29 protein-coding genes and 1 pseudogene are annotated in these 24,482 nt (G+C 70.5%); 10 read left to right on the top strand and 20 right to left on the bottom strand.

The genetic code is table 11. The annotated features are described in order from the left end of the window. Positions 1-18: 18 nt before the first annotated feature. Positions 19-147, top strand: coding sequence for a hypothetical protein (locus ACZ4EG_RS36900; protein ID WP_467793697.1), 129 nt, complete (start codon positions 19-21; stop codon positions 145-147). A gap of 47 nt (positions 148-194) precedes the next feature. Here ACZ4EG_RS36900 and hypE read toward each other — a convergent pair whose 3' ends face one another. The 11 genes from hypE to ACZ4EG_RS36845 all read right to left on the bottom strand — a co-directional run bounded on the left by hypE (position 195) and on the right by ACZ4EG_RS36845 (position 10,700). Further along, the gene (gene hypE / locus ACZ4EG_RS36895) at positions 195-1,229 is read right to left on the bottom strand and encodes a hydrogenase expression/formation protein HypE (protein ID WP_467793696.1); all 1,035 of its coding nucleotides are present in this window, start codon (positions 1,227-1,229) and stop codon (positions 195-197) included. Next, positions 1,226-2,329 (bottom strand): hydrogenase formation protein HypD, encoded by a 1,104-nt coding sequence (hypD, locus tag ACZ4EG_RS36890; protein WP_453560909.1) that lies wholly within the window; start codon positions 2,327-2,329, stop codon positions 1,226-1,228. Before hypD ends, hypE begins: the two co-directional genes overlap by 4 nt. Positions 2,330-2,345: 16 nt before the next feature. Next, positions 2,346-2,972, bottom strand: a complete 627-nt coding sequence (locus tag ACZ4EG_RS36885; RefSeq protein ID WP_467793695.1) for a CBS domain-containing protein — start codon at positions 2,970-2,972, stop codon at positions 2,346-2,348. Beyond that, positions 2,965-4,338, bottom strand: a complete 1,374-nt coding sequence (locus ACZ4EG_RS36880; protein ID WP_467793694.1) for a Ni/Fe hydrogenase subunit alpha — start codon at positions 4,336-4,338, stop codon at positions 2,965-2,967. Before ACZ4EG_RS36880 ends, ACZ4EG_RS36885 begins: the two co-directional genes overlap by 8 nt. Next, a complete protein-coding gene (locus ACZ4EG_RS36875) occupies positions 4,335-5,102 on the bottom strand; it encodes an NADH-quinone oxidoreductase subunit B family protein (protein WP_467793693.1) in 768 nt (255 codons plus the stop codon). The genes ACZ4EG_RS36880 and ACZ4EG_RS36875 overlap by 4 nt, the downstream gene beginning before the upstream one ends. Position 5,103: 1 nt before the next feature. Next, positions 5,104-5,910 (bottom strand): FAD/NAD(P)-binding protein, encoded by an 807-nt coding sequence (locus ACZ4EG_RS36870; protein ID WP_467793692.1) that lies wholly within the window; start codon positions 5,908-5,910, stop codon positions 5,104-5,106. Further along, entirely contained in the window at positions 5,907-6,371 is a 465-nt protein-coding gene (locus tag ACZ4EG_RS36865) for a Crp/Fnr family transcriptional regulator (RefSeq protein ID WP_467793691.1), read from the bottom strand. Before ACZ4EG_RS36865 ends, ACZ4EG_RS36870 begins: the two co-directional genes overlap by 4 nt. Further along, positions 6,368-7,513 (bottom strand): 4Fe-4S dicluster domain-containing protein, encoded by a 1,146-nt coding sequence (locus ACZ4EG_RS36860; protein WP_453560893.1) that lies wholly within the window; start codon positions 7,511-7,513, stop codon positions 6,368-6,370. Before ACZ4EG_RS36860 ends, ACZ4EG_RS36865 begins: the two co-directional genes overlap by 4 nt. Positions 7,514-7,638: 125 nt before the next feature. Then, positions 7,639-7,896, bottom strand: a complete 258-nt coding sequence (locus tag ACZ4EG_RS36855) for a HypC/HybG/HupF family hydrogenase formation chaperone (RefSeq protein ID WP_453560890.1) — start codon at positions 7,894-7,896, stop codon at positions 7,639-7,641. A 6-nt stretch (positions 7,897-7,902) separates the two neighbouring features. Next, a complete protein-coding gene (hypF, locus tag ACZ4EG_RS36850; RefSeq protein ID WP_467793690.1) occupies positions 7,903-10,197 on the bottom strand; it encodes a carbamoyltransferase HypF in 2,295 nt (764 codons plus the stop codon). Further along, positions 10,194-10,700, bottom strand: coding sequence for a hydrogenase maturation protease (locus ACZ4EG_RS36845; protein WP_453560885.1), 507 nt, complete (start codon positions 10,698-10,700; stop codon positions 10,194-10,196). The genes hypF and ACZ4EG_RS36845 overlap by 4 nt, the downstream gene beginning before the upstream one ends. Positions 10,701-10,815: 115 nt before the next feature. Here ACZ4EG_RS36845 and ACZ4EG_RS36840 point away from each other — a divergent pair, with 115 nt between their 5' ends. Further along, positions 10,816-11,139, top strand: coding sequence for a hypothetical protein (locus ACZ4EG_RS36840; RefSeq protein WP_467793689.1), 324 nt, complete (start codon positions 10,816-10,818; stop codon positions 11,137-11,139). Positions 11,140-11,198: 59 nt separating this feature from the next. On the opposite strand, the gene ACZ4EG_RS36835 is transcribed toward ACZ4EG_RS36840, so the two are convergent. Continuing rightward, on the bottom strand, positions 11,199-11,405 hold the full coding sequence (locus ACZ4EG_RS36835; protein WP_467793688.1) for a hypothetical protein: 207 nt from the start codon (positions 11,403-11,405) through the stop codon (positions 11,199-11,201). Between the two features lie 83 nt (positions 11,406-11,488). Between ACZ4EG_RS36835 and ACZ4EG_RS36830 the strand changes: the two are divergent. Further along, positions 11,489-11,680: pseudogene (locus ACZ4EG_RS36830) on the top strand (IS5/IS1182 family transposase); the annotation flags it as partial. Between the two features lie 18 nt (positions 11,681-11,698). On the opposite strand, the gene ACZ4EG_RS36825 reads toward ACZ4EG_RS36830, so the two are convergent. The 3 genes from ACZ4EG_RS36825 to ACZ4EG_RS36815 are packed head-to-tail and all read right to left on the bottom strand — an operon-like array spanning position 11,699 to position 12,706. After that, positions 11,699-12,025: a DUF1048 domain-containing protein gene (locus tag ACZ4EG_RS36825; protein WP_467793687.1), complete on the bottom strand. Its 327-nt coding sequence runs from the start codon at positions 12,023-12,025 to the stop codon at positions 11,699-11,701. 1 nt (position 12,026) lies between these two features. Next, positions 12,027-12,383 (bottom strand): DUF1048 domain-containing protein, encoded by a 357-nt coding sequence (locus ACZ4EG_RS36820; RefSeq protein WP_467793686.1) that lies wholly within the window; start codon positions 12,381-12,383, stop codon positions 12,027-12,029. Beyond that, positions 12,380-12,706, bottom strand: a complete 327-nt coding sequence (locus ACZ4EG_RS36815; protein ID WP_453561816.1) for a PadR family transcriptional regulator — start codon at positions 12,704-12,706, stop codon at positions 12,380-12,382. The genes ACZ4EG_RS36820 and ACZ4EG_RS36815 overlap by 4 nt, the downstream gene beginning before the upstream one ends. Before the next feature lie 878 nt (positions 12,707-13,584). On the opposite strand from ACZ4EG_RS36815, the gene ACZ4EG_RS36810 reads away from it, so the two are divergent. Further along, positions 13,585-14,841 carry a hypothetical protein gene (locus ACZ4EG_RS36810; RefSeq protein ID WP_467793685.1) on the top strand — a complete coding sequence of 419 codons (1,257 nt, stop codon included), beginning with the start codon at positions 13,585-13,587 and terminating at the stop codon, positions 14,839-14,841. Between the two features lie 403 nt (positions 14,842-15,244). On the opposite strand, the gene ACZ4EG_RS36805 is transcribed toward ACZ4EG_RS36810, so the two are convergent. Further along, positions 15,245-15,532, bottom strand: coding sequence for a YciI family protein (locus tag ACZ4EG_RS36805; protein WP_453561761.1), 288 nt, complete (start codon positions 15,530-15,532; stop codon positions 15,245-15,247). 59 nt (positions 15,533-15,591) lie between these two features. Continuing rightward, the gene (locus ACZ4EG_RS36800; protein ID WP_453561763.1) at positions 15,592-16,155 is read right to left on the bottom strand and encodes a TetR/AcrR family transcriptional regulator; all 564 of its coding nucleotides are present in this window, start codon (positions 16,153-16,155) and stop codon (positions 15,592-15,594) included. A 407-nt stretch (positions 16,156-16,562) separates the two neighbouring features. Here ACZ4EG_RS36800 and ACZ4EG_RS36795 point away from each other — a divergent pair, with 407 nt between their 5' ends. Then, entirely contained in the window at positions 16,563-17,558 is a 996-nt protein-coding gene (locus ACZ4EG_RS36795) for a GlxA family transcriptional regulator (RefSeq protein WP_453561765.1), read from the top strand. 60 nt (positions 17,559-17,618) lie between these two features. Next, positions 17,619-18,404, top strand: coding sequence for an MBL fold metallo-hydrolase (locus ACZ4EG_RS36790; RefSeq protein ID WP_467793684.1), 786 nt, complete (start codon positions 17,619-17,621; stop codon positions 18,402-18,404). A 230-nt stretch (positions 18,405-18,634) separates the two neighbouring features. On the opposite strand, the gene ACZ4EG_RS36785 is transcribed toward ACZ4EG_RS36790, so the two are convergent. Then, complete coding sequence (locus ACZ4EG_RS36785; RefSeq protein ID WP_467793683.1) at positions 18,635-19,921, bottom strand: methyltransferase domain-containing protein; 1,287 nt, start codon at positions 19,919-19,921, stop codon at positions 18,635-18,637. A 1,511-nt stretch (positions 19,922-21,432) separates the two neighbouring features. On the opposite strand from ACZ4EG_RS36785, the gene ACZ4EG_RS36780 reads away from it, so the two are divergent. Then, complete coding sequence (locus ACZ4EG_RS36780) at positions 21,433-21,621, top strand: hypothetical protein (RefSeq protein ID WP_467793682.1); 189 nt, start codon at positions 21,433-21,435, stop codon at positions 21,619-21,621. A gap of 290 nt (positions 21,622-21,911) precedes the next feature. Next, a complete protein-coding gene (locus tag ACZ4EG_RS36775) occupies positions 21,912-22,505 on the top strand; it encodes a hypothetical protein (protein WP_467793681.1) in 594 nt (197 codons plus the stop codon). A gap of 131 nt (positions 22,506-22,636) precedes the next feature. On the opposite strand, the gene ACZ4EG_RS36770 is transcribed toward ACZ4EG_RS36775, so the two are convergent. Both ACZ4EG_RS36770 and ACZ4EG_RS36765 read right to left on the bottom strand, forming a co-directional pair. Further along, positions 22,637-22,861, bottom strand: a complete 225-nt coding sequence (locus ACZ4EG_RS36770) for a hypothetical protein (RefSeq protein ID WP_467793680.1) — start codon at positions 22,859-22,861, stop codon at positions 22,637-22,639. Positions 22,862-23,139: 278 nt separating this feature from the next. Beyond that, positions 23,140-23,451, bottom strand: coding sequence for a hypothetical protein (locus ACZ4EG_RS36765; RefSeq protein ID WP_467793679.1), 312 nt, complete (start codon positions 23,449-23,451; stop codon positions 23,140-23,142). Positions 23,452-23,651: 200 nt separating this feature from the next. Here ACZ4EG_RS36765 and ACZ4EG_RS36760 point away from each other — a divergent pair, with 200 nt between their 5' ends. Then, positions 23,652-23,942: a Rho termination factor N-terminal domain-containing protein gene (locus ACZ4EG_RS36760; protein ID WP_467793678.1), complete on the top strand. Its 291-nt coding sequence runs from the start codon at positions 23,652-23,654 to the stop codon at positions 23,940-23,942. Between the two features lie 260 nt (positions 23,943-24,202). Beyond that, on the top strand, positions 24,203-24,472 hold the full coding sequence (locus ACZ4EG_RS36755) for a hypothetical protein (protein WP_467793677.1): 270 nt from the start codon (positions 24,203-24,205) through the stop codon (positions 24,470-24,472). Positions 24,473-24,482: the final 10 nt, after the last annotated feature.

The following is a 24,482-nucleotide window of genomic DNA, read 5'->3' as shown; positions in this document are numbered from 1 at the left end:
CTGGGCGCGGTTGCCGCCGTGAGTGCCTGCACGGCGGTGGCCCCCGTCGGCTGGGGCGCCCGCGCCCGCCTGGACCGGCAGCGGCTGGAGCAGTGGGGCAAGGAGTGGTCCCTGATCGGTCCGCAGTGGGGCCGGAAGATGAGCTGACGCGGCCGAACGAACCTCCGGGAGCATCGCCCCGATATTCCGCATGCTCAGCAGATACGGGGCAGTTGCTCGCCCAGCGGCATGTCCACGATGCGCCGCGCACCGACCAGGGTGCGCATGATCACCCGCCCGGCCGGTTCCGGCGGCAGTACTTCGCCGATCCGCACCGCCTGAGCGCCCTCGGGAACCGATCGCAGCGCGGCCAGGGCGTCCTCGGCCGCTTCGGCGTCGATGAAGGCGACCAGGCAGCCCTCGTTGGCGACGACGAGCGGGTCGAGTCCGAGAAGGTCGCAGGCGGAGGCGACCGCCGCGGGAACCGGGATCGCGTTCTCCTCGATCTCGACGGCGACGCAGGAGTCATGGGCGATCTCGTTGAGGGCGGCGGCGAGGCCGCCCCGGGTCGGGTCGCGCAGTACGTGGACGGAGGCACCGAGCGGGGCAAGAGTCCGCACCAGCCGGTGCAGGGGGCGGCTGTCCGTGGCGATGTCGCTCTCGAAGCCGAGGCCTTCACGGGTGCTGAGCACGGTCGTGCCGTGCAGTCCGATCGGCCCGGACAGCAGGACCGCGTCCCCGGGGCGGGCCAGCGCGGCGGACGGGTGCAGCGGTCCGTGCCGCTGCCCGATGCCGGTGGTGTTGAGGAACAGACGGTCGGCGGCGCCGCGCCCCACGACCTTGGTGTCGCCGGTGATGACGGGCACGCCGACGTCCTGCGCCGCCTTGCCCAACGACTCCAGGACGGACTGGAGTTCGGCCAGCGGCAGGCCCTCCTCGACGATCAGGGAGACGGACAGCGCCAGTGGCCAGGCGCCCCGCATGGCGAGGTCGTTGACCGTGCCGTGGACGGCGAGGGAACCGATGTCCCCGCCCGGGAAGAAGAGCGGGCTGACGACGAAGCTGTCGGTGCTGATCACCAGCTCCCGGTAGCCGGGCAGCAGCGCCGCGTCCTCCAGCGGACCTGTCGAGCCGCCGAAGGCGGGCAGCACCAGCCGGTCGAGCAGCTCGGCGGTCAGGCGTCCGCCGGCGCCGTGACCCAGCAGGACGACCTCGTCCTCGTGGTTGGGGGTGGGGCATTGGATGCTCATGCCGTGCTCCTGGTGGGAGTGCGTCCGGCCGCGTGGAAGGCGGCGCAGGTGCCCTCGGGCGACACCATCGGTGCGCCCAGGGGGTGACGGGGTGTGCAGCGGGTGCCGTACGCGGTGCAGTCGGTGGGCAGCTCGGCCCCGGTGAGGATCGCGCCCGCGATGCACTCCGGGTCCTCGACGGGACACAGCCCGCCCACGTCGAAGCGACGGGTGGCATCGAACTGCCAGAACTCCTCGGCCAGTTCGAGGCCGCTGTCGGGCAGGGCGCCGATGCCGCGCCAGGCCCGGTCGGTGACCCGGAACACCTCGCGGACGGCGTCCTGGGCGTCGGTGTTGCCCGAGCGGCGCACCGCCCGCACATACTGGTTCTCCACCTCGTGCCGCCCCGACTCCAGCTGCCGTACGGCCATGAGGATGCCCTCCAGCAGGTCCAGCGGCTCGAAACCGGTCACCACGATCGGCACCCGGTGGCGCGCGGCGATCGGCTCGTACTCGGTCCAGCCCATCACCGCGCACACATGCCCGGCCGCCAGGAAGGCCTGCACCTCACAGTCCGGGTCGTCGAGGAGCGCGGTCATGGCGGGCGGCACCAGGACATGGCTGACGAGCACGGAGAAGTTCGTCAGCCCCAGCCGGGCGGCGTGCAGCACGGCCGTCGCGTTGGCGGGCGCGGTGGTCTCGAAACCGACGGCGAGGAAGACGACCTCCCGGTCGGGGAGGTCGGCGGCCAGGCGCACCGCGTCCATCGGCGCGTACACCACGCGTACGTCCGCGCCGCGCGCCCGCAGCGACAACAGGTCGGTGTCCGTGCCGGGCACCCGCAGCATGTCGCCGAAGCTGGTGAGGATCACGCCGGGCCGGGCGGCGATGGCCATGGCCCGGTCCAGGGTCTCCAGTGGTGTCACGCAGACCGGGCAGCCCGGGCCGTGGATCATGCGGATCCCGGCGGGCAGCAGCTCGTCGATGCCCTGGCGGACGAGGGTGTGGGTCTGGCCGCCGCACACCTCCATGATCCGCCAGGGCAGGGTGGCCGTCCGCCGCAGCTCGCCCAGCAGCCGCCGGGCGAGGACGGGATCGCGGTACTCGTCCAGGTACTTCATCGGCCCTCCGCGTGCGTCATCGGTGCGTGAGAACGAGCCGGATGTCCACGACCCCCTCCACCGCCCGCACCGCACGTGCCACCATCGGCACCAGCGTCCGGTCGGGCAGGGAGCCGCTCAACGTGACCACGCCCTTGGCCACTTGGACCGTCAGGGGAGTGGTGACCGGGAGCTGGCCCAGGACCGTGTGCCGGATCTCCTGGGCGATCTCCTCGTCGTCGCGGAGGAAGACCTTGAGCAGGTCACTGCGGCCGACCACGCCCTGCAGCGGACCGACCCTGTCCACCACGGGCAGCCGCTTGACGTGCCGTCGGGCCATGATGCGGGCGACCTCGGCGACGGTGGTGTCGGCGTGCACCGTCACCGCCGGGGCGCCCATCAGCTCGCCCGCGGTCGGCGCGCCCGCCTTGATCCGCACGGAACGCCCGGCTGCCTCGTCTTCGCCGTCGCGGAACTCCTCCTTGGGCAGCAGATCGGCCTTGGAGACCACACCGACGACCCGTCCCTCGCCCTCCAGGACCGGCAGCGCACTGACCTTCCACTGGTCGATCAGCTCGACGATCTCCTTGAAGGGGGCGTCGCGCCCGACGGCGACGACGGTATGGGTCATCACATCGCTGACGGTGTACGGAGATTCAGGCATCGCAGCCTCTCGAGATGGCCCCCGGGGTGGCTCCCGAGGTACGGACGACGGTCAGGTCCAGAAAGTGGGTGGAGCACGAGATGCAGGGGTCGTGGTTGCGGATCACCCGCTCGCACAGGGCCGTCAACTCGGCATCGTCCGGGTCGTGTTCGCCGATCGCGTGCTGGGTGAGCCGGCGCAGGTCGTCCTCGATCGCGCCCTGGTTCTGCGCGGTGGGCGGTACGAGCAGCGCGCTGGTGACCAGGCCCGCGGCGTCGATCTCGTAGCGGTGGTAGAGCAGTCCGCGGGGCGCCTCGGTGGCGCCGTGGCCGACGCCCGCGACCGGGGGCACCTCCGTGTACGGGTGCGCGGGCGGCTCGTACGTCTCGATGATGCGCAGCGCCTCGGCGACCGCGTACACGGTCTCCACCGCCCTCACCAGGATCGATCGGTACGGGTTGCGGCATACGGCGCCCTCGCGCGGATCGCCGAGACCCGCCTCGACAGCGGCCTCGAGGGCGACCTGCGACAGCCGCCGCCCGCCGATGGCGAACCGGGACAGCGAGCCGGTGAGGTGCAAGCGTCCGTCGAGCCGCGAGTGCAGCGCGGTGGAGTGCTCCTCATGGCTCTCGGCGACGTGGGCGGTGAACTCCCGCACCGGGAAGGAGACGGTGCTGCCGTCCGTGCGCAGCACCGTCGGGGTGCCGCTCTCGATTGCGTACGTGTCCGGGGCGGCCAGTGCGAGCAGGTCGGCGTCGGTGCGGGCGTTCGGGAAGTCGAAGCCGGCCACCCAGCGTACGGTCTCCCAGGCGTCGTCGAGCGCCTGCTTCAACTGCTCCCGCAGGGGCCGCAGTTCCTCGCGCGTCGGCGCACGGTGGAAGCCGCCCAGCCGTACGTTCACCGGGTGCACGGCCCGCCCGCCGATCAGCTCCATCAGGGAGTTGCCGGCCTTCTTCAGCCGCAGCCCCCTCTCCACCTCGTCACGGTGGGTGCGGGCCAGCTCGATGGCGCTCGCCCGGCCGAGGAAGTCGGGTGCGTGCAGCAGGTAGATGTGCAGGACCTGGCTCTCGATCCACTCTCCGCAGTACAGCAGTCGGCGCAGCTCCCGGATCACCGGATCGACCTGCACCCCGCAGGCGTCCTCGATCGCCGCGCACGCGCTCATCTGGTACGCCACCGGGCAGATCCCGCAGACCCGGGCGGTGATGTCGGGCGGTTCGGTGTACGCACGGCCGCGCAGGAACGCCTCGAAGAACCGCGGCGGTTCGTAGATCTCCAGACGGGCCGCGGTGACCGTGCGGTCGTGCACGTGCAGGCTGAGGGCGCCCTCGCCCTCGACCCGGGAGAGCGAGCCGACGTGCAGGACACGGGATCCGCGGTGCGTCACGGGTTCAACTCCTTGTCGAAGGCGGCTGTGTTGAAGGTGTGCAGGAAGCGCAGCACGGCGTCGTCGTCGAGGCCGTCGCGGCGCAGCAAGGGAATGAGCGCGGGCAGATTCACCGATCCGGACGGGCCGAAGCAGCCGAAGCAGCCGCGGTGGTAGGCCGGGCACAGCGCCCCGCAGCCGGCGTGTGTGACCGGCCCCAGGCAGGGGGTGCCGTGGGCGACGGTGACGCAGACCGTGCCGCGTCGCTTGCACTCGAAGCACACGCTGTGGTTCGGGATGTCCGGCTTGCGGCCGGCGAGGAACGCGGTGATCACCTCGAAGAGCTGGCGGCGGTCGATCGGGCAGCCGCGCAGCTCGAAGTCGACGTCCACATGGGCGGACACGGGAGTCGAGGTGGCGAGCGTGGAGATGTACTCGGGGTGGGCGTAGACGGTCCGGCGGAACTCGTCGACGTCGGCGAAGTTCCTGAGGGCCTGGATGCCGCCGGCCGTCGCGCACGCCCCGATGGTCACCAGGTGGCGCGAGGCGGCTCGGATCGCGTGGATCCGCCCGGCGTCCTCCGCCGTGGTGACCGAGCCCTCGACCAGGGACAGGTCGTACGGGCCGGGCGCCACCGCGCTGGACGCCTCCAGGAAGTGCGCGATCTCCACCTCGCCCGCCAGCGCCAGGAGTTCGTCCTCGCAGTCCAGCAGTGTGAGCTGGCAGCCGTCGCAGGAGGCCAGCTTGAACACCGCCAGCCGGGGCCTGGTCTTGGTCGTGGCCATCTCACAACTCCCTTACCGAAAGCAGGGGTTCGGCCTGCGTCCAGTCCACGATCGGACCGACCTGGCACAACAGCAGGGGTCCGAGCTGGCAGTGCCCGCAGTGCCCAGTGGCGCAGCGCATGTTGCGCTCCAGCGAGACCTGGATGTGTGCGCGGGGCACACCGCGGTGCGCGAGGTCGCGGGCGGTGGCGCGGATCATCGGCTCGGGTCCGCAGACGAACGCCGTCGTGTCCTCCGGATCGAAGAGCGCCCGCCCCATCAGCTGGGTGACCACGCCCACGTCTCCGCGCCAGTCCGGGTCGGGGTGGTCGACCATCACTCCGGTGTACGCCGTGGCCCAGCTCTCCACCTCTTTGCGGGCGATCAGATCGCCCGGGGTGCGGGCCCCGACCAGGACGTTGACGCGGCGGTACGCCTCCAGCTCGGCCAGCGCGCCCAGGATCAACGGCCGCAGGGGCGCCAGGCCGATGCCGCCAGCCACCACCAGCACGTCACGGCCGTGCGCCCGCTCCACCCCCCAACTGTTGCCGTACGGGCCGCGGAGGCCGAGGACGTCGCCGACTCGGGCCGCGCACAGCCCCTCGGAGATGGCGCCCACCGCCCGGATCGTGTGCGCGAGTCCGCCGGTCGCCTGCACGGAACTCACCGATACGGGGATCTCGCCGCGGCCGAAGCAGTGCACCATCGCGAACTGCCCCGGCGCGAAGTCGGGCAGGGCCGCGCCGACCGGTTCCAGTCGCAGCGTGACCGTGTCCGCGGTCTCCGGCCGGCGGTCGACCACGCGATGGGGGACCGGCACGCCGGTCATCGCGCTTCCTTCGTCTCGTAGGTCCCGTACAGGTCGACCAGCCGGGTGCGGGCAGCGTTGAGCCGGTGGGCCAGCACCCGGCCGACCCAGTGCTCGACGGCGCGCCCGAACTCGGCGTCGTCCAGGCACATCAGGCGTACGGCGACGGCGTCGAACTCGTAGGCCTGCACCGGTGTCATGGTCCTGGCGCCCAGCTGCCAGACATACGGTTCGAACAGCCAGGACCAGCCGACCAGGTCACCGACGCCGAGGGTCTCGATCACGGGCGGGCGATGGCCGGGCACATGCATATCGAGGGCGACCGTACCGTCGCGAACGATCCAGAAGCGGTCGGCGTGCCCGCCTTCCTCGAAGAGCCGGGTGTCCTGCCGCCAGTCGACCTCGCGGGCGGTGCGCAGAAGCCGTTCCCGGTGATCGGGCGGCAGCGCGTGCGACATGCGAAGGGTGGTCGAGGGCGTCATCGCTCCGTCTCCGTCTCCGTCTCGCGCTCGGCGTGCAGCGCGGCGACTTCCTCCGTGATGTCGATGCCTGCCGGGCACCAGGCGATGCAGCGCCCGCAGCCGACGCATCCCGTCGTGTCGAACTGGTCGTGCCAGGTGGAGAGTTTGTGGGTGAGCCACTGCCGGTAGCGGCCGCGGGCCGACGAGCGGACCGGGCCGCCGTGCAGATACGAGAAGTCCAGGTCGAAGCACGAGTCCCAGCGCTGCCAGCGCTCGGCGTGGTCACCGGTCAGATCGGTGACCTCCTCCGTGGTGGTGCAGAAGCAGGTCGGGCACACCATCGTGCAGTTGCCGCAGGTCAGACAGCGCGCGGCCACGTCGTCCCAGCGCTCGGCGTCCAGGCTCGCGCCCATCAGGTCGCGCAGGTCGACCGGGGGCAGCGAGCGGCCCATCCGGTCGCGGGCCGCGTCCACCGAGGCGCTGGCGGTGCCTTCCGTGACCATGTCGGCGGTGCGGTGCGGCACTTGCTCCAGGAGCCGGGCGCCCTCCTCGCTCCCGACCCGCACCAGGAACCGGTGCCCGTCGTCGTCGACCACCTCGGTGAGCGCGAGGTCGTAGCCGGGGTCGGCGGCGGGCCCGCCGCCGGTGGAGACGCAGAAGCAGGTTGCGCCGGGCTCGGTGCACTCGGCGGCGATCAGCAGCGCCTTGGACCTGCGGCGCCCGTAGCCGGTGTCGCCGTACCGTCCGCCGGTCAGGACGCGGTCCTGGATCGCGATGGCACGCAGGTCACAGGGGCGGACGCCGATGAAGGCGTACGACGGGATCTCGGGTTCGTCGGCGGTGAACGACAGGCCGCCCTCGGGCGACCGGTCGGCGCTCCACAGCCGCTCCCGCGAGGGGTGCAGGTAGTTCTTCCAGGAGTGCGGTCCCGCGCTGTTGGCGAAGGCGGCACCGCCCTCGCGTCGCACGAGTCGGTAGCGTCCGGCCTCCAGCTCGACGCCCCAGCCGAAGGGGAGCGCGTCCGCCGAGGTCAGTTCCGCCAGTACGATCGCACCGTCGCGGACGGTCGGCCCGACGACGGTCCGTCCCTGCGTCAACAATGCCGCGACCAGGGCAGTCAGGCCGTCCCGGTCGAGTACGGCCGGGTCTGCGCTGGCGGTCATGGCGGTCCTCCTTGTCACTTGGCTCCACTCCCAGCCTCCGGGCGAGCCCGGTGCCTTCGGCAGGGGTCGACCGGCCCCGGAATCCGAGCCGACCGGATCCTCCGAACCGGGCGAGCGTCGCCCCGCTACGGAAGCGGTTCGCCCAGCTCGCCCTCGACCGCCCCCGCCATGGCCCGCAGCACGTCGAGGGTGCGGTGCGCCTCCGCCTCGTCGACCTGCGTGATCGCAAACCCGACGTGCACGATGACGTACGACCCGACATCCGCCTGCGGCGTGCAGCTCAGGCAGACCTGGCGCCGTATCCCGCCGAAGTCGACCGTGGCCATGCGCAGTCCGGCGTCGTCGTGGATCTCCACGATCCGGCCCGGGATGCCCAGACACATACGCGTTCACCTCTTCCGGGCCAGCCGGGCCGCGGCGATCGCCGCCTGGCCGTAACTGATGCCGCCGTCCCCGACCGGGACCTGACCGCCGACCAGCACCCGCAGCCCCTGCGCGTGCAGACGGCGCTTCACCTCCGTTAGCAGCCGGCGGTTGACGAAGCAGCCGCCGCCGAGACACACCGTGCGCGGCGCGCCCTCGGCCACGGCTCGCGCGACCAGGTCCGCCGTGACGATCCCGAGCGTCAGGTGGAAGGCCGCGGCCAGCCGGTCCACCGGCTCCCCGGCCAGCCGTCGCTCCAGCAGATCGGCCAGTGTCGGCGTGGAGTCGTACACCCACAGGCCCTGCGCCCGGACGACCCGGTGGGCCAGGGCCGCGGCGTGCTCGGCGCCCGCAGCCGCTTCGAGCAGAACGGCCGCCTCGCCCTCGTAGCCGGCCCGGTCGCACAGGCCCAGAAGCGCGGCGACCGTGTCGAAGAGCCGGCCGGCGCTGGACGCGCGCGGGCAGTTCACGTCCTTGGCGACCATGGCGGTCACGGCGGCGACCTCGGCCGGATCGAGCCGGTCCATGAAGGGGCGGGTCAGCCAGGGCCAGGGCCGTGGTGAGCCCAGCTGCTCTGGGCCGAGCAGCTGGCCGAGTGCGGTGCGGGAAGGATGGCGTACCGCCGCGTCGCCGCCGGGCAAGGGCGCGGTCGCGAACCTGCCCACGCGACGGTAGCCGCTCAGATCGGCGACGAGGATCTCGCCGCCCCACAGGGTGCCGTCGTCACCCAGCCCCAGCCCGTCGTAGGCGACCCCGAGGAACCGGCCCCGCACTCCGTGCTCGGCGGCGCAGGCGGCCACGTGCGCGTGATGATGCTGGACGGGCGTCCGGCGCAGCGGCTGCGTCTTCGCCCACTGTGTCGACAGACAGCCGGGGTGCAGGTCGTGGGCGAGGACCAGCGGCTCGATGCCGGTGAGCCGCTTGAGATGTCCGTACGACGCCACAAACGCGTCGTAGGTCGCCTCGTCGGCCAGGTCTCCGGTGTGCGGGCCGAGGTAGGCGCGGCCGTCGGCGGCCAGCGTGAACGTGTGCTTGAGCTGGGCACCGGCCCCGGCGACCGGCTGGTGTGCCGCCAGCGCCAGCGGCAGCGGCGCGGGGGCCAGCCCGCGGGCCCGCCGGACCGTGATCCGCGTGCGTCCGGCGAACTGCACCACCGAGTCGTCGTAGCGGGAGCGGATCGGCCGGTCGTGGGTGAGGAAGCCGTCCGCCACGTCGGCCAGGGTGCGCCGCGCCTCGGTGTCGTCGATGGCGATGGGTTCGTCGCTGAGGTTGCCGCTGGTGATCACGAGAGGCCTGGCCAGCTCGTCGAGCAGGAGGTGGTGCAGCCCCGTGGTGGGCAGGAACAGGCCGACGCGGGCCAGTCCGGGATGCACCGCCGGTGCGAGCGGAGGCAGGCCCTGCCACCGGCGCCGCGAGAGCAGCACCACAGGGCGTTCCGGGGATGTCAGCGCCTGCTGCTCGCCGGCGCCGATCCGCGCCAGGCGAGCAGCCGTGTCGAGGTCGCGGACCATGACGGCGAAGGGTTTCGCCGGACGACGCTTGCGGCGCCGCAGCTCCCACACGGCCGCCGGATCGCCTGCATCGCACACCAACTGGTAGCCGCCCAGGCCCTTCAACGCGACGATCCCGCCGCCGTCAAGGGTCTTGACCGCCGCGCGCAGCGCCTCCTCGCCGCGCAGCTCGTCCCAGGCGAGCCGGGGGCCGCAGACGGGACAGGCCACGGGCTCGGCGTGGAAGCGTCGGTCGGCGGGATCGGCGTACTCCGCCGCGCAGTCCGCACACAGCGGAAAACGGCGCATCGTTGTGCGGATCCGGTCGTAGGGCAGGTCCTCGATGATGGTGGCGCGCGGGCCGCAGTCGGTGCAGTTGATGAACGGGTAGCGATGGCGCCGGTCGCGGGGGTCCCGGAGCTCGTGCAGGCAGGCGTCGCAGACCGCCGCGTCGGGCGGGATCTCGCGCGGCCCCGTGTCGGGGTCGGCGGGTGCGCTGCGGCGGACGTGGAAACCCCGGTCGTACGCCGGCTGCCGTATGCCGTTGGTCAGGCGGACACGGCGGACCCGGGCGAGCGGCGGCGCATCGGTGCGCAGCCGGGCCGCGAACTCCTCGATGATCCGGGGCGGTCCGGCCACCTCGCCCTCCACGTGCCCGTTGACATTGGCCACCCAGCCGGTCAGGCCGAGTTCAGCCGCGGTGCGGTACACGAACGGCCGGAAGCCGACGCCCTGGACGATGCCTTCCACGTGGAAGCGGCGCACGGTCATGCCCGCCCCCTCACTGCCGTGTCCCGGTGGCGCGCGATCTCGTCTTCGACGGCCTGAGCGAGGGGTTCCACGGCGGCCGCGACGGCGGGGGAGAGGCCGGTGCCCAGCGCGCTGTCGGCGCCCTCCACGGCGTACACGACGAGGTGGTCCGGCAACACGCCCAGAACCCGGGCGAGTTCGACGGCCTCGCCGAGGCCCAGCCCGTGCGAGCTGGTCGTCGGCGGCTGCGCGAGGCGTCCCGAGTCGAGCTCGAGGCGGTGCACGTGGCCGGGCGTGCCCGGGTGCGCATGGGCGGCGTCCACGACCAGGGCGAGGCCGGCGCCCTCCCACAGGCCGATCAGCCGGGCGGGGTCCCCGTCGCAGGTGGCGAGCACGGTGCCGGGCGGCAGGGGTCGTTGCCCGGTGCGCTCGCGCAGCCGGGCGAGCACGGCCCAGCCCACGCCGTCGTCGCGCCGGAACTCGTTCCCGACGCCGATGACGGCGATCCGTGTGGGCGGGCTCATGTCTCTCACGGTGCACCGACGCCATCCACCCCACACAGGGGCCGAACGACCCCACCGGCGGGGCCGGTTCTCCCCACCGTGACTACGACGGCACGACGGCGACCGGGCACCGGCAGTGTTCCAGCAGCTCACGGACGGCGGAACCCGAGCCGGAACGCCGTCCGGCCACCACCACGCCGATTGCTCGTACGACCTGGCGACGATTTTGATCGCCATTGGCCACCTCGGCGGCGACACGCGTCCCTGGCTAACTGACCCGCATGCAGGCGTTCGGGTCTGCGCGGCCCTGGCGCCCGACCTTGCCGGCGACGACACAGCGGACCAGGTGCTGATGGAACTGGCGCGGTCGCCGCAAGCGTTCGGTAAGTCCTTTGGCGACATGGCTCCACCCCTGCAGCTCCAGTCTCAGGACCTGCTCAGAGGGCGAGGCGTGAACTGATGTCCAGTTCGCGATTGGGGGTTGAGTGAGGTTGGCCGGTCGGGTGTCCGCGACGGGGGCTACGGTCGCGGCAGGGTGAACAGCCCTTGCTCGGTCTCGGCCAGGATTCCCCGCTCGGCGAGCCGCTTGAGCTTCAGGCGGACGTTGTTGATGTTGCTGGGCGCGATCTCCACGTCCATCGCCTCACACACCGCCCGCGCCCGCCCCGGGGCATCGGTCGCGGCGAAGACCGCCATGATCTGCTGGTAGGCGGGATGGTCGGGCAATTTCGCGGCCGGCGACGCGGGTGGTGGTGGATCGGACAGCTCCAGTAGCGTCTTGCGGATGGTCCGGATCTCCTCGGCGGGGTTGGGTGGTGGAGCGCCTCCACTCGTGGATGAATGACTACGGCAAGCTCCGGCGTTGCACCGAGAGGAGCGGCGAGGTCGTGGACTTCTACCTCTACCTCGCCGCCACACTTGTCACGCCACGTATGCTGATCCGCCGAGCTGCAAGCCGCTATCGCTGGGACGGCCGTCCCGCCACACGCCGCCTCAAGTGATCCATCTGCCGGCCGGTCTTACTTCTCGGCTGTGCCGGGTTTCCCGCTGATGGACTCCTGATAGATGTCCGCGTAGGTGCGCGAGTCTTTGACCAGGTCGTCACAGAAGGCAGCGACGTCGTTGCCGATGAGTTCGAGGACTCCCTTGCCCTCCGCGACGCCCTCCTCGAAGAAGTCGACCATCTCTGAGAGCAGGGTCCCGTCAGGCAAGTCGACTGGTCCGATCTTGAAGAAGTACTTCTGAATCTCCTTGTAGACGATCCGGTAATCCGGCGGGAGCGCCTTGACCCGCGCCATGTGCGCTCGCCATTGCTTCTTGCCCTCGATGATGTCTTGGATGCCCACGTCAGCCCCCTAGCTGGCCCAGTTTCCTTGCGACGTTCCGGTTCAACTGCTCGCGCCACCGGTCGCGATAGCTCCGAGCCCTTTCCCCACCGGCCAGCGCTTCGCAGAAGCCCTCGACGTCGTCGCCCAGCACCTCGTGAACGCTCTGCCCATCCGTCGCCGTTTCTTCGAGCAGCCCCAGAGCGCCGTCGAGGATCGGCATCAGATTGCGGCCCGTCAAGCCCGAGTAGGGGGAGAGGTGAACCTTGATCTGCTCCCACGCCGCCCGGTAGTCGGCCGGCAATGCCTCGGCCCGGGCCTCGAACGCCTTCCATTCCCTGGTGAGGTCGCTTCCGGTGACGGTCTCCCAGAAATTCATTTCCCACCCTCCCTGAGCTTGTCGATTCGCGATGAGAGGTAGTCCCATTTCGCCCAGAACCGCCCGAGTTCTTCGCGACCCGCGTCATTGAGCGCATAGAACTTGCGCGGCGGACCCACCCCGGATGGTCGTTTCGTCACCTGAACGAGCCGATTCTTCTCCAGCCGCAGCAAGATGGTGTAGACGGTCCCCTCGATGACGTCGGCGAAGCCGAGTTCATTCAGCCGACGCGTGATGGCGTACCCGTAGGTCTCCTCACTGTCGATGATCTCCAGCACGCAGCCCTCAAGCGTGCCCTTCAACATCTCCGTCAGGTCGTCCATCACGGGCCCTCTTCGACTCCTGCCGGTACTACGTAGTACCGAGTACCACTATACGGTATCACTGAGTAGCACGGCGTGTGGCGTGCGCGGGGCCAACGAAGGGATTCAAGTCATCGGCGCCGCGTTTGGTGCGGGGCACGCGCGGGGAGTGGACGTCCCGTAGCCATCTCAGCGCAGTACGGATCACGCTCCGCATGCTCATCCGGCACGCGACCAGGCTTTACCGCTGGGACGCCCGGCCCGCCGCCCGCCCCCTCAAGTGATCCATTTGCCGGTTGGTCTTAGGCTGGAGCACCGAGCAGCTGCGCCACGTCATCACCGGCCGACCGCTGCAGAACCCGGTGCGCACCTCCATTGGTGCGATCACGCTGCCCGGCTCCGCGCCGCCCAGGCCTACCCGCCGCCTGCCGCCACCGCCCCCCACGACGCGGCCCCACGGGACGAGCCGTTTGCGGGGCCGACCACGCAGCGGTCATCGACAGCGCCCGCCACTCGCTCCGTGACCCAGGCCCTCACCTATCGGGCCCTCGTCGAGTGCGTCGGCTGCGGCGTTCCCGGAACCGTCCCCGGCGAAGACCTCTGCCCGACATGCCTCGGCTGGCCGCTGTGCCGCACCTGCCCCGGCCCGACTCGCAAGCGAGCCCACCCCGACGGCGACGGCCGCTGCACGACGTGCGCCAACCAACCGGAAGGAAGCAGCCCGTGACCGACCCCGGCCGCACCCCACCGCCACCCGGATTCGCGCAGCACCACCACCCCTTCACCTCCGACCCGGGCCGGTGGGAGGCGGAACACGCACGCGCCTTGCGAACCGGCCATGTCCGCGACCACACGTGCACAGCCGAGTGCGAACCCGTGCTCATCTACGAGCGCACCCGGTGGGGCTGGCTCGCCTGGACCGTCCCGGGCGACGGTTCCCGGCCGAACTCCCCCACCAGATCGGAGTTCTCACCCCGTCGGCCACGCGCACGCAGCGTCTTGTCCTGCGCTGGCTGACCAGGCGCCCCGCCCGACGCATCGGCCTGGCCCCAGGCATCCCCGGCTCGCTGCGCTTGTTCACCGTCGCGGTCGCGTTCTTGAGCCTGGCCGCCGGTCTGTTTGCCATGGCCGATGGCATCCCCGTCGGCGTCGCGCTGCCAGCGGTCGTGCTCGCGCCGCTGCTCGTGGAACACGTGCCGGGCACGTTGGACGACCAAGCCGCGAACACGTCCGCAGCGTCGAAGACGCCAGCGCCTGCCGCTACCTCCAGCGCTTCGCCGCCCTGCACATCTGCCTCGTCCAGGCCGGTCGACAGCGACCGCTACGAGCTGCGCCGGTCGGCCGAGATCGGTCAGCCACTGCTCTGGGACGCCGCCGGCCTGCTCCAGACGCACGACACCCGCTCGACCTCTTGTGAACTCATGGCCCGCGAACGGCTGATGCTCCAGCTCGCCGCCCAGGTCGTACAGATCCTCAAGCACGCATCCGCCCAGGCCAGACCGGCCGACGCGGACCAGGCACGCAAGCCGGGGCGGCCGCCTTACGCCAGGCCGACGACAAGGCCGGCACCTCAGCACACGTCCGGCACGTCACCACTGGAGGGAACACTCGTCATGCCCGAGCGCAACGCCGCTGCCCGCACCTCAGACGTCTACCTGCTCTTCGCGCACGAGCCCTACTACCCAGGCCCTGGAACCCGGGAGATCAACACCACCCTGGTGGCCGCCGACACTCTGCTGCACCCGCGGGTACGCCAGTCCGACGGCACCCGGATCCACGACCTCCTCACCCGTGGTCGGCACGCGGGCGAGATCATCCCCCTGGCCACCCTCACCCACGAACTGAACGGGGGCGCCGACTGGCCGACGCTCGGAGACTGGGAGCGCGTCACCGTCGACCTGGTTCACCTCGTGCAGACACAAAGGTGCGACGCCCTCAGCCTCGGACTTCCCGAAGTCGCCCGGGCCCTGATCTGCACCGGCCCCGAAAGCCAGGTACGTGCCTTCGACGCTGCAGCAGGAGAGTTCACTGTCTACGGACCGGACGACCGCACCAAGGCCCTGACCGAGGTCGGCATGTTCCTCACCGGCCTCGCGGCCGACAAACCCTTCTGGCCGGGCGACGGACTCCTGGCGCCGCTGCGCCAGAGTGCCTGACCGCGACGTGGGAGCACGACGCTGATCAAGCGGCCCCGACAGTTCAGACAAACACCTGGACCAGCGACAACGGGTCGATCTTGGTCCGGTTCGGCGACTCGGGGCCCGGCTGTCCCCGCTGCGGTTCGACCATGTCAACTTCCTTGGTCGGTGCGCCCTCTTCCGCCCGCAGGAAGCCGGACGCCGGCCGCTGCGCGAACCAGCGGCCAGCGAGAACGACGGAGGCGAACTGTAGCGGGCGCTTGCGACGCCGGGGCTGCGACGCTCCGCGAGGAGGATGTTGCGCCACCCCAGGTGGCGGCCGAGGCGTTCCGCGGATACGGACCACGCGGAAGCCGACCCAGCCGCAGCGGGGCCGGCCATCGGGGGTGAGGCAGAGGTCTACGGACCGTGTGCGGGCGGGTCAGTTGGCGAGGAAGGACAGACGGGGGTCGGTCAGGTTCGGATCGATCTCGATGATCTCCGCGGTGACGACGTCGTGCGCGACGAACGGGTCCTCGGCGACACGGGCCTGGAGCTCGTCGGGGGTGGGACCGGTCGAGAGGATGGCGCCGCCCTGCCCGGGACGGATGCTTCCGACCAGGAGGAAGGCGCCGTCGTCCATGCCGCGGCGGATCCAGTCCTGATGTCCGTCCATGTGCTTGGACGCCTGTGCCTTGTTGGTGGAGAAGCGAAGCAGGACGACGTACACGTCGATCTCCTTGTCCGATGCCGATGAAGTGAACGGTGCGGCGCGAAGGGGGCGCCTGATCAGGGGGCGGCGAACTGCCCGGTCAGCCAGGTGTTGAGCCGGTCGACCTCGCGGTGCACGAGGGCGCGGTCGTGGAAGGCGTTCGACAGTGTCGCGACACCCTGGCTGAAGGTGAGGACATGCAGGGCGAGGTCGTCGGCGTCCGCCGCTCGCCCGAGTTCTTCGAACTGCTCGCGCAGCCAGGTGCGGAACACCTCGAACACGCCGACCGCGTGCGCGCGGGAGGGATGACCGAGCTTGGCCAACTCGTTGGTGAGCGTCCCGACCGGGCACCCGTAGTTCTCGATGTCGCCCTGGTTGGTGATGACGATCTCGACGAACCGCCGCACCCGCTCCAGCGGGCCGGTCGCACCCTCGCCCCACTGGGCCAGCATCTGCCGCGTGCTGGCCAGACGGGCCTGGATCACCGCTTCGAGGATCTCGTCCTTGGTCTTGAAGTGGTAGTAGAAGTTCCCGCGGGAGATCCCGACCGCCTCGGCGATCGCGGCGAACGAGGTCCGCTCGAACCCCTGCTCGTAGAACAGCCGGTTCGCGGCGTCCACGATCTGCTCCCGCGTCCCCATCAGCACTCACCTCACGGCGCCCGCCCACGCCTAGGACGAGTGTCCTAGGCGGAATGCCAGAACTCTAGGACATCTGCCCTAGAGAGGCAAAGCCGACAGCGGTAGGGCGTCACGGCCAGCAGCACCGGATTGCACCCGCCTCCCCTGTGACGGACTCGCCTTCGACCTGCCGGAGGACCTCGAGGCCGTCTGCGCCGGCCTCGGCATCGACCTCCACCGCTCCAAGGCCGGCCACGCAAGCAGGCAGCCGGTGACCGGACCGAGCCGCCGCGCCTTCGCCCCGTGAGCCGCACTGCCCGGACCGCGGAGGGGCCTGGGCACCCAGTGCGCCTCGGCCGTGACCGATGGCCGGATCTGACAGAACCCGGTCATTGCAGACACGGCCCGGCTGGCGGAAGGATCGCGGCATGCCCGAACCGCGCACCGTCGTCATCGCCGCCTTCCCCGGGGTCGAGTTGCTAGAGGTTACCGGCCCGGCGGAGGTCTTCTCGGTCGCCTCCCGCCTGGTGGCCGGCGACGCACCCACCTACCGGGTCGAGATCGCCGCCGCGCAGGCCGGCCCGCTGCCCACCGCCGCTGGGATCAGCCTGGTTGCCGAGCGGTCGCTGGCCGAGGTGAGTCGGGGCGTCGATACCCTCCTCGTGGCCGGCGCCATGGAGAACGCCGACGGCCGGTACTCGGCCGTCATCGACTCTGACGTCGTCGCATGGCTGGCCACGGCGGCTCCGGCCGCACGGCGCGTCGGCGGCGTGTGCGCCGGCGTCCACCTGCTCGCCGAGGCCGGACTCCTCACCGGCCTGCCCGCCACCACCCACTGGCTCACCGCCGACCAACTGGCCGCACACCACCCGGACATCGTGGTCGATCCTGAGCCGATCTTCATCCGCGCCGGCCGGACGTGGACCTGCGCGGGCGTGACCGCAGCCCTGGACCTCGCCCTCGCCATGGTGGCCGAGGACCATGGCCCGTCGATCGCTCTCGACGCCGCCCGCGCCATGGTCATGTACGTCAAGCGCCCCGGCGGGCAGACGCAGTTCAGCGTGCCGCTCTCTCTCCAGGCGAGCGCCGACGACCGCATCGACGAACTCCGCCGCTGGATCGACGACCACCTCGCCGAGCGGATCTCGGTCGAGGCCATGGCCGCCCGTTTGAACCTGAGTGTGCGCCACTTCGCCCGGGTCTTCCGCGACTGCACCGGCCGCACCCCGGCCGACTATCTGGAGGCGGTCCGGGTGGAGGCGGCCCGCCGCCTCCTCGAGGAGTCCGCACACAGCCTGCCCGACGTAGCGGCCGCCAGCGGACTGGGATCGGTCGAGACCCTGCACCGGGCCTTCCGCCGCCGGCTGGGCGCCACCCCGGCCGAGTACCGCCGCCGGTTCCGGCCCCACGCAACCGCCCGCTGAACCGTTGACCGCAGCCGCGGTCGCCGTCCGTACACCCCAATCCGTAAAGGAGCACCTCCGTTGTCCCGTACCAAGGTCGTCCCGATCCCCGTCCTGGGCCGCCGAGCGGTCAACGCCTACCTGCTGCTCGGCCGCCACCCGGTCGTCGTCGACGCCGGAACCCCGGGCAGCGGCCGACGCATCACCGAACAGATCGCCGCACACAGCGTCGACCCGAAGGACGTCCGCCTCGTCGTCGTCACACACGGCCACATCGACCACTTCGGCTCCGCCGCCGAACTGCGCCACCTCACCGGCGCGCCGATCGCCGCGCACGCCGCCGACCTCGGCCCCTACCGCACCGGCCGGGTCCGCGAACCGTACCTGCCCACCGGCCCGATGGGACGGCTCATGGCCCGCAACGCGAAACTCCACGAACAGGCCGAACCCTTCGAACCCGACCTCGTCGTTCGGGGCGCGACCGGCCTCGCGGACTTCGGCGTCGACGCCCGCATCATCCCCACCCCTGGCCACACCGCAGGCTCCGTCTCCGTCCTTACCGACGACGGCGACCTGGTGGCCGGCGACCTCATCGCCAACGCCTTCATGGGCCTGATCAAGGGCCGTCCCGCCAACCCGCCCTTCCACGACGACCCGCTCGCCAACCTCGCCAGCCTCCGCGCGATGCTCGGCCTCAAGCCCACCCGGCTCCACGTCGGCCACGGCACACCCCTCGACCCGGCCCGAGTGGACCGCTGGGCGACGGCGGAACAGCGCAGACTCGCCCGCCGAGCAGCCCGGGGGAAGCTACGGGTCAGAGCCCAGGAGCCGCACGGGGAAACGGCCAGAGCCGACGAGCGAGCCTAGCCTCGAGCCCAAGGCCGTGCTGTACACGGCTGTCTCACCGTCGTGGGGGCGCTGTCCGCGGGTATCGGTGGGCAGTCGGACGGTTTGCCCGCCGATCGCCAGGGCGACGACAGGGGCAACGAGCCCGGCCCGGGTAGCGGGCCGACCTGCCCTGTACCCGCGCCCGCCGCCCTTCACGAACGAGGACTTCACCCTCATCGCCGAGACCGTCGGCGAGGAACACCTCCACGTCATCTTCTGGAACAACGCCGTCGCCTTCTACCGGCTGCATGCGGTCCCGGGGAAGCCGACACCGCCGCACAGGACAACTGACTGGGCCGGGCAGACCGGCCTGGAACGGGGAAGAACAGCGGCGAAACCGCCTGCGCCCAGCGTCCGGGGGCGAAAAGAGGCTCCGGGCCTGATGTGCCGGAACAAAGCTTGGACGGTCCATGGCAGGAAGTCGCACGTTGATGGTACTGATGGGCGTTCAGCGCGCGGCTTCGGTCCGCCACCGGGGCAGCTTCGAGGCGCGCTCCGGATGGGCGGCGCCGACGTAGCGCATGGCGGTCTGCTCGGTGATGCCGAAGAGGCGCATCAGTCTGAGCGGATCGGCGCTTTCGGACGCCTCGTTGAGGATCCCGGTCCTGTCGCAGACCGTCCAATGCCAGGCCCTTGGGGAGGGCCGCGTGTAGCGTGCCGATGCTGATGGCCGGATGGTCGGGGGCGACCGCGGGTTTCTGGCTGACCAGCAGGTGGGGATTGGCGGAGGCGGCCCACCGCTGGTGGCGGTAGGTCATCCAGTCGTCCAGGAGGGCGGGGTTTACCTGGGTGAGGCGGGTGTGGCCGGCGTGCTGGTGGTAGGTGGGGCGGGGTGGGCGCTCGTGGGTGCGGGCGAGCATGTAGCCGATCTGGTCGCCGGCGAATCGGCCGGTTGCGGTGAGGTCGTCGTGGACCGTGAGGCGGAGGAGGCCGGAGGCGAGCATCCATCCGCTGATGGTGGTGGTGATGGTGCCGCCGGCGCGTACCTGGTGGAGCCAGGCCGGGGGGATGTGGCGGACGGCGCAGGTGGCGATGACCGCGTCGTATTCGGCGCCGTCCTTGTGTCCGGCCAGGCCGTCTCCGGTGATCAGGGTGGGGTGGTGGCCGGCGGCGTGGATGTGGTTGGCTGCCGCGGCGGCCAAGCCCGGGTCGTACTCCACAGAGAAGATGCGTTCGTCTCCGAGACGGTCACAGAGGATGGCGGTGGAGTAGCCGGTGCCGGTGCCGATCTCCAGCGCTTTGTCACCGTCGCGGATGCCTGCGAGGTCGAGCATGCGGACGATCAGGGACGGCAGTGTGCTGGACGAGGTGGGGTGGCCGGTGATGGAGCCGGAGGCGTCGGCCGCGTTGACGCCGTCGATCTGTGTGACCCTGGTGGTGTCCTGGTAGACGAGGCGCAGCCACTCGCCGGGGTCGGTCTGGTCGCGGTGGACGGGTTCCCAGTGGGTGCCGGTGAGGCGGAACAGGGCCTTGCCGAGGAAGAGTTCGAGCGGCACGCCCAGGAGGGCTTGGTGCCAGGCGGGGTCATCCGCAGCAATGGTGTCGGCGAGTTGGCGGCGCAGGTCGGTGGGGTCGGTCTCTTGGGGGTGCTGGAGACGGTCGGCGAGGGCGTTGGTGATGGGGGCGGTGATGTGATCGGGGAACCAGGCCCATTGCCCGTTGGGGTTGCATTCGTACCGGTGCCAGTGGCCATCCGTGCCGAGTCCGAAGTCGAAGGCGCCGAAGACCAGGCCGAAGGCGTTGAGGTAGGCGTGGACCCCTTGGGTGATTTCGGGCGGACCGGGGATGGGGGTGTAGGTGAGTGCGCCAGCTGCCGCACCCGGCGCAGCATGTCACGCGGGAGCTGGTGCAGCAGCGCGGCCAGGAACGCCCGATCGCTCGGGGTGAACCGCGCCCTGTCCTGACCGAGTTGGATGTCCTTGCCGTGGCCGCTCATCGGCTAGCAGGCGCAGCAGGGCGAACACGTTCGCCATCCCCGGGTAGGCCAGTCGAAGCAGCACGACGGATCATCCTGCCGCGGCGATCACCAGCCGCCCAGAGCACCCATCCGAGCACCCGCGCTCGAGACCTCCGTACACCAGCCCCCACCAGGGCGGACGAGTTCTTCGGTAGGGGCAGTGCTGGTCAAACGATTTGACCAGCACCACCCGTGTGATGGCTCCTACGAAGGTTGGCTGGGGGTACGCCTCTTCTGGATCTTCCATCGCCTGTGCCACTCGGCATCGCGACGGGCTCGATCCTCGGCGCGTTCCTTCGCCCTGTGCGTTCCGTGTCTGTGCGGCTTATGGGCCACGAGCCCGAGTGCCATGGAACCGGCGAACAGTGGACCGAATGCTGCGTAGGTGCCCGCGTTGGACATCCAGGCCGCCAGGAGTGCGAGAGTTCCTGAGGTCAGGTACAGCAACACCGTCAGTGCCGTCAGTATCCAGTCACAGACCACCGCCTTGGCTTCTCTACGCAAGTCTTGTTGACGTGCCGGTGGCACAGGGTCCGAGGGCATATCGTCCGTCACGTGGTCTTTCTCCTTCACCAGGTGCAGGGAGATCACAGGGAAGGGGCTTCGTGCGAGCTTCCGTGGCAGGTGGAGCGCGCGAGGCCCTTTCGTACTGTCGGGAAGGTGAGACGGTTCCGGTTTGCCGCGCCCTCCTCTGCCCGAAGGCGAGGTTTGGCTGTGGTGTGCGGTCGGCTGGGCAGAGGTCGCCGTTGACGATGCCGTAGCCGAGTGAACCGTTAAACCATGGCGGATTTGAGGTGATTTGAGCACCTCGTGTCCGGTGGGAAAGACCGTACCTGCCGTGCTGAGCCACGAGGCGAGAGATTGGCTACGAACCGGATATCTCATCCACGATCTGCCATGAAATGCCATTGTCTGCGCAGGACTTCTGCGGCAGTCATTGACGAGCCGAGCGCGTCGGGCGGTGATGGCGGGCAGAGGACCAGCGCCAAAGGACCCCCGGATCGACGGCAGCGTCGTAACGCCGCAAAGGACCTGGCCGTCGTCGCCGAGGTGGCTGCGGACGTGCTGGAGGCCCCGTCGCCGCCGTCGGGGCTGCTGAAGGCGACGCGGGAGCGGTGGGAGGCCTACTGGTCGTCGCCGGTGGCGAAGCTGGCCGCCCCGGTGAGTGATCTGCCCGCGGTGGAGCGGCTGTTCCGGTTGTACTACCTGGAGCGAAGCGACCGCACCGTGCGCGAGTAGGGGCACATGGTGCGCGGCTCGATGGGCCAGATGGTGCTGCACCCGCTGCTGCGGCACACGCAGGCAACCCAGGCGGAGATCCGGCAGCTGGAGGACCGGTTCGGGCTCTTTCCGCGTGTCGACGGTCACGTAATTCCCCACCCTCGGGTGGTTTGAGAGTCATGTAATGGTCCATCCCGATTTCGCCGAATTCCCCATAGGGATGACGAAGTTGGGCTTGAGGGTCCTGGCCATCACGAACACGCACATGTCCCTCGACCTGCACCACGAGAGGTCGATGGACGCACCTGATGGCAAGGAGATCGTTCACCGTGGTCGACATCATCGAGATCTACGTCCACTGGTACGCGGGCCGCTCCGAGAGCGAGATGGCCACATCGCTCGGCGTGGACCGCAAGACGGTCAGGAAGTACCTGGCCCCGGCGGAACTGTCCGGGATCACCCCGGGCGGCCCGCCCATGAGCGAGGACGACTGGGCCAAGCTGATCAAGAGCTGGTTCCCGGAGCTCGCCGACCGGCGCCTGCGGCAGATCACCTGGGACCAGTTCGACGAACACCGCGATTACATCAGCAGCCTGCTCGGAACGGTCACCGTCACCACGATCCACCAGCGGCTCCGCGACGAACGCGGGGTGCGGGCATCCCGGTCCTCACTCCACCGCCGGATCGAGGCCACCCTGCCCGGCGAGACGAAAAGATCGCAGGTCACCGTCCTGCGGGACGAAGTCGATCCCGGCTCGGAAGCCCAGATCGACTACGGCTTCCTGGGCCCAGTGGACCAACCCGCGCACCGGCAAACGACAAGCCAGGACCTGGCCCATTACGTGAACACACGGCCGGGGAATAACGCGAACGTCCACACCCCGAGATGCGAGAAGGAGTGACGTCAACGTGCCAGGGACTGGCCGGGGTGGACCATCCAGCAACCCGATACCGCCCGCGCCCGCGATGACGACGACGCCGCGGCTATGCTCGCCCTGCACGACCGCGCCCGCCACACCGACGGCTGCGCCGTCTACCCCGTCCGCCGTGGGCGGGAGCCTTCCTCCGGGCCGTGGACTGCTTCGCCCGCCTCGTACCCGGCGAAGACCAGGAACTGCTCCCCGTGCTGGGCGACCTTGCGCGTGGCGGAGACGGCCAGGCTGCGCCCGCGGCCCGCCGCCACGGCCTGGCCGGCCGTGTGGCGTGGGACTGGCGCGAGCGGCAGGAGGCCAGGAGGTACGACACGATGCCAGCCCAATGCGCCAGGACCTTGCGGCGCTGAACGCCCTGGCGCGTCCGATCGGCCATGTGCCCGATCGAAAGCACCGGGACGGGGTGCTTGCTGTAGTTCAGGTGGTAGTGGTCGGCGGCGGCTTCGGCGAGCTCGTCCACCAGCGGGCTGCCCTCGGGTTCCGCCAGGAGTGCGAGCTGGAGGGACTCTCTGACCGACGGGAGCCCAGCATCGGTGGTCATCTGCCCGGCTCCTTCCTGCCGGCCGGATGCGGTGACGCCGGCGTCGTGGCGACCGTACCCGCACTATGCTCCGGCGAGTTGGAGGAGTTCCAAAACGCCCTGGGCGCGCGTGTAGGGCTGGAGGCGGGGGAGGAGGTCGTCGACGAGACCGACGCAGCGGGGTGCTCCGATGCGGCGGGCCAGGAGCAGGGACTGGGTGGCGGCGGCCGCGGCGGGCTCGGGTTCCTCCAGGTTGAGGTAGCTGGCTGCTCGGTAGGCGAGGAACACGCCGCGGGTTTTGTCGCGGGCCGTGGGCAGAAGGCGTTCGCCTTCGGTGATGAGCTGGTGGGCTCGAGCGGTGTCGTCGAGGTCGAGGAGGGCTTGGCCGGAGTCCACGGCGAGATCGGCTTCGGATACCCAGGTGCACCAGGCGGGTCGGTCGGCGCTGGCGTCGCCCAGGTGTTTTTCTGCTGCGGTGAGGGCGCGTAGCACGGCTCGTCGTTCGCTGTGGTCGCCGCGTGCGGCGAGGGTGCGGGCGAGGCGTAGTTGGAGCAGGCAGCGGGCGGCGAGGTTGTGTCCCGCCCAAGGCCACCAACGTGATCGACCTGATGGAGGCCCTGCAGCGCAGCGTCGAACAGGTCCGCAAGGGCGGCAAGCGGCCCTCCGGCCAGGCAAAGGCCAAGCGGCGCCCGGCCGCCGAGCGGAAGGACGGCAGGAAGAAGGACGGCAGGAAGAAGAAGGAGAAGGTCGGCAAGGGTGCGACGGCGGAGCTGGAGCATCTGAGCAAGGGCGAGCTGTATGAGCAGGCGACCAAGCTCGACATCTCCGGCCGGTCCAAGATGAACCGCGACCAGCTCATCCGGGCCCTCGCCAAGGCCGCCTCCTGACGTAGGACACAGATCAGCATCTGATGTGACGGAGCACGCCGGCTCGCCAGCGAGCGCGTCAGTTGGCCCCGCTCAACGAGACATTCAAGGACGAGCCCAGCACCATGTGCGCGTCACTCAGACATCGACCTCGAACTGGTAGCGTCCGTGCTCGGGTTCGGCCCTCGCTGGGTGAGTGCTTCTGGCCGTTCGGGCGGTTCCATGGCTTGGTTTCGTGCCTGATCGGCGGGCCGCACGTTGGTCGGGCAGGAGGTTGGGCGATGGGGCACTGGGTGTATGCGTTCTTGGGTGGTCCCGACACGGCGGACGATCAGGAGATCGCGGTGGAGGATGAGCCGGGTGAGGTGGTGTTGCGTGGACGGCCGGGAGATCCGGGCGTCGTGGACGGGTTCGTGTGCGAGAGCGTTGACGACGTGATGTTGGTGGTCCGCTTCCGGTGGGTGGCCAGCGGGGACCCGGCCTCGGTGGCGTCGGCGGTCATGGCGGCGGCTGGCTTTTCCCGGTCGCCCGACGGCGTGTGCGGTCAGTGATCGGGCTGCC

Source organism: Streptomyces sp. NPDC025638 (assembly GCF_055558775.1).
This window is presented reverse-complemented; position numbering and strand designations above follow the sequence as displayed.

Excerpts from the sequence above, each read along its gene's own strand:
- hypE (WP_467793696.1), bottom strand. The coding sequence starts at position 1,229 with ATGAGCATCCAATGCCCCACCCCCAACCACGAGGACGAGGTCGTCCTG.
- hypD (WP_453560909.1), bottom strand. The coding sequence starts at position 2,329 with ATGAAGTACCTGGACGAGTACCGCGATCCCGTCCTCGCCCGGCGGCTG.
- ACZ4EG_RS36885 (WP_467793695.1), bottom strand. The coding sequence starts at position 2,972 with ATGCCTGAATCTCCGTACACCGTCAGCGATGTGATGACCCATACCGTC.
- ACZ4EG_RS36875 (WP_467793693.1), bottom strand. The coding sequence starts at position 5,102 with ATGGCCACGACCAAGACCAGGCCCCGGCTGGCGGTGTTCAAGCTGGCC.
- ACZ4EG_RS36870 (WP_467793692.1), bottom strand. The coding sequence starts at position 5,910 with ATGACCGGCGTGCCGGTCCCCCATCGCGTGGTCGACCGCCGGCCGGAG.
- ACZ4EG_RS36865 (WP_467793691.1), bottom strand. The coding sequence starts at position 6,371 with ATGACGCCCTCGACCACCCTTCGCATGTCGCACGCGCTGCCGCCCGAT.
- ACZ4EG_RS36860 (WP_453560893.1), bottom strand. The coding sequence starts at position 7,513 with ATGACCGCCAGCGCAGACCCGGCCGTACTCGACCGGGACGGCCTGACT.
- ACZ4EG_RS36855 (WP_453560890.1), bottom strand. The coding sequence starts at position 7,896 with ATGTGTCTGGGCATCCCGGGCCGGATCGTGGAGATCCACGACGACGCC.
- hypF (WP_467793690.1), bottom strand. The coding sequence starts at position 10,197 with ATGACCGTGCGCCGCTTCCACGTGGAAGGCATCGTCCAGGGCGTCGGC.
- ACZ4EG_RS36845 (WP_453560885.1), bottom strand. The coding sequence starts at position 10,700 with ATGAGCCCGCCCACACGGATCGCCGTCATCGGCGTCGGGAACGAGTTC.
- ACZ4EG_RS36820 (WP_467793686.1), bottom strand. The coding sequence starts at position 12,383 with ATGAATTTCTGGGAGACCGTCACCGGAAGCGACCTCACCAGGGAATGG.
- ACZ4EG_RS36815 (WP_453561816.1), bottom strand. The coding sequence starts at position 12,706 with ATGGACGACCTGACGGAGATGTTGAAGGGCACGCTTGAGGGCTGCGTG.
- ACZ4EG_RS36800 (WP_453561763.1), bottom strand. The coding sequence starts at position 16,155 with ATGGGGACGCGGGAGCAGATCGTGGACGCCGCGAACCGGCTGTTCTAC.
- ACZ4EG_RS36795 (WP_453561765.1), top strand. The coding sequence starts at position 16,563 with ATGCCCGAACCGCGCACCGTCGTCATCGCCGCCTTCCCCGGGGTCGAG.
- ACZ4EG_RS36775 (WP_467793681.1), top strand. The coding sequence starts at position 21,912 with ATGGCAAGGAGATCGTTCACCGTGGTCGACATCATCGAGATCTACGTC.
- ACZ4EG_RS36755 (WP_467793677.1), top strand. The coding sequence starts at position 24,203 with ATGGGGCACTGGGTGTATGCGTTCTTGGGTGGTCCCGACACGGCGGAC.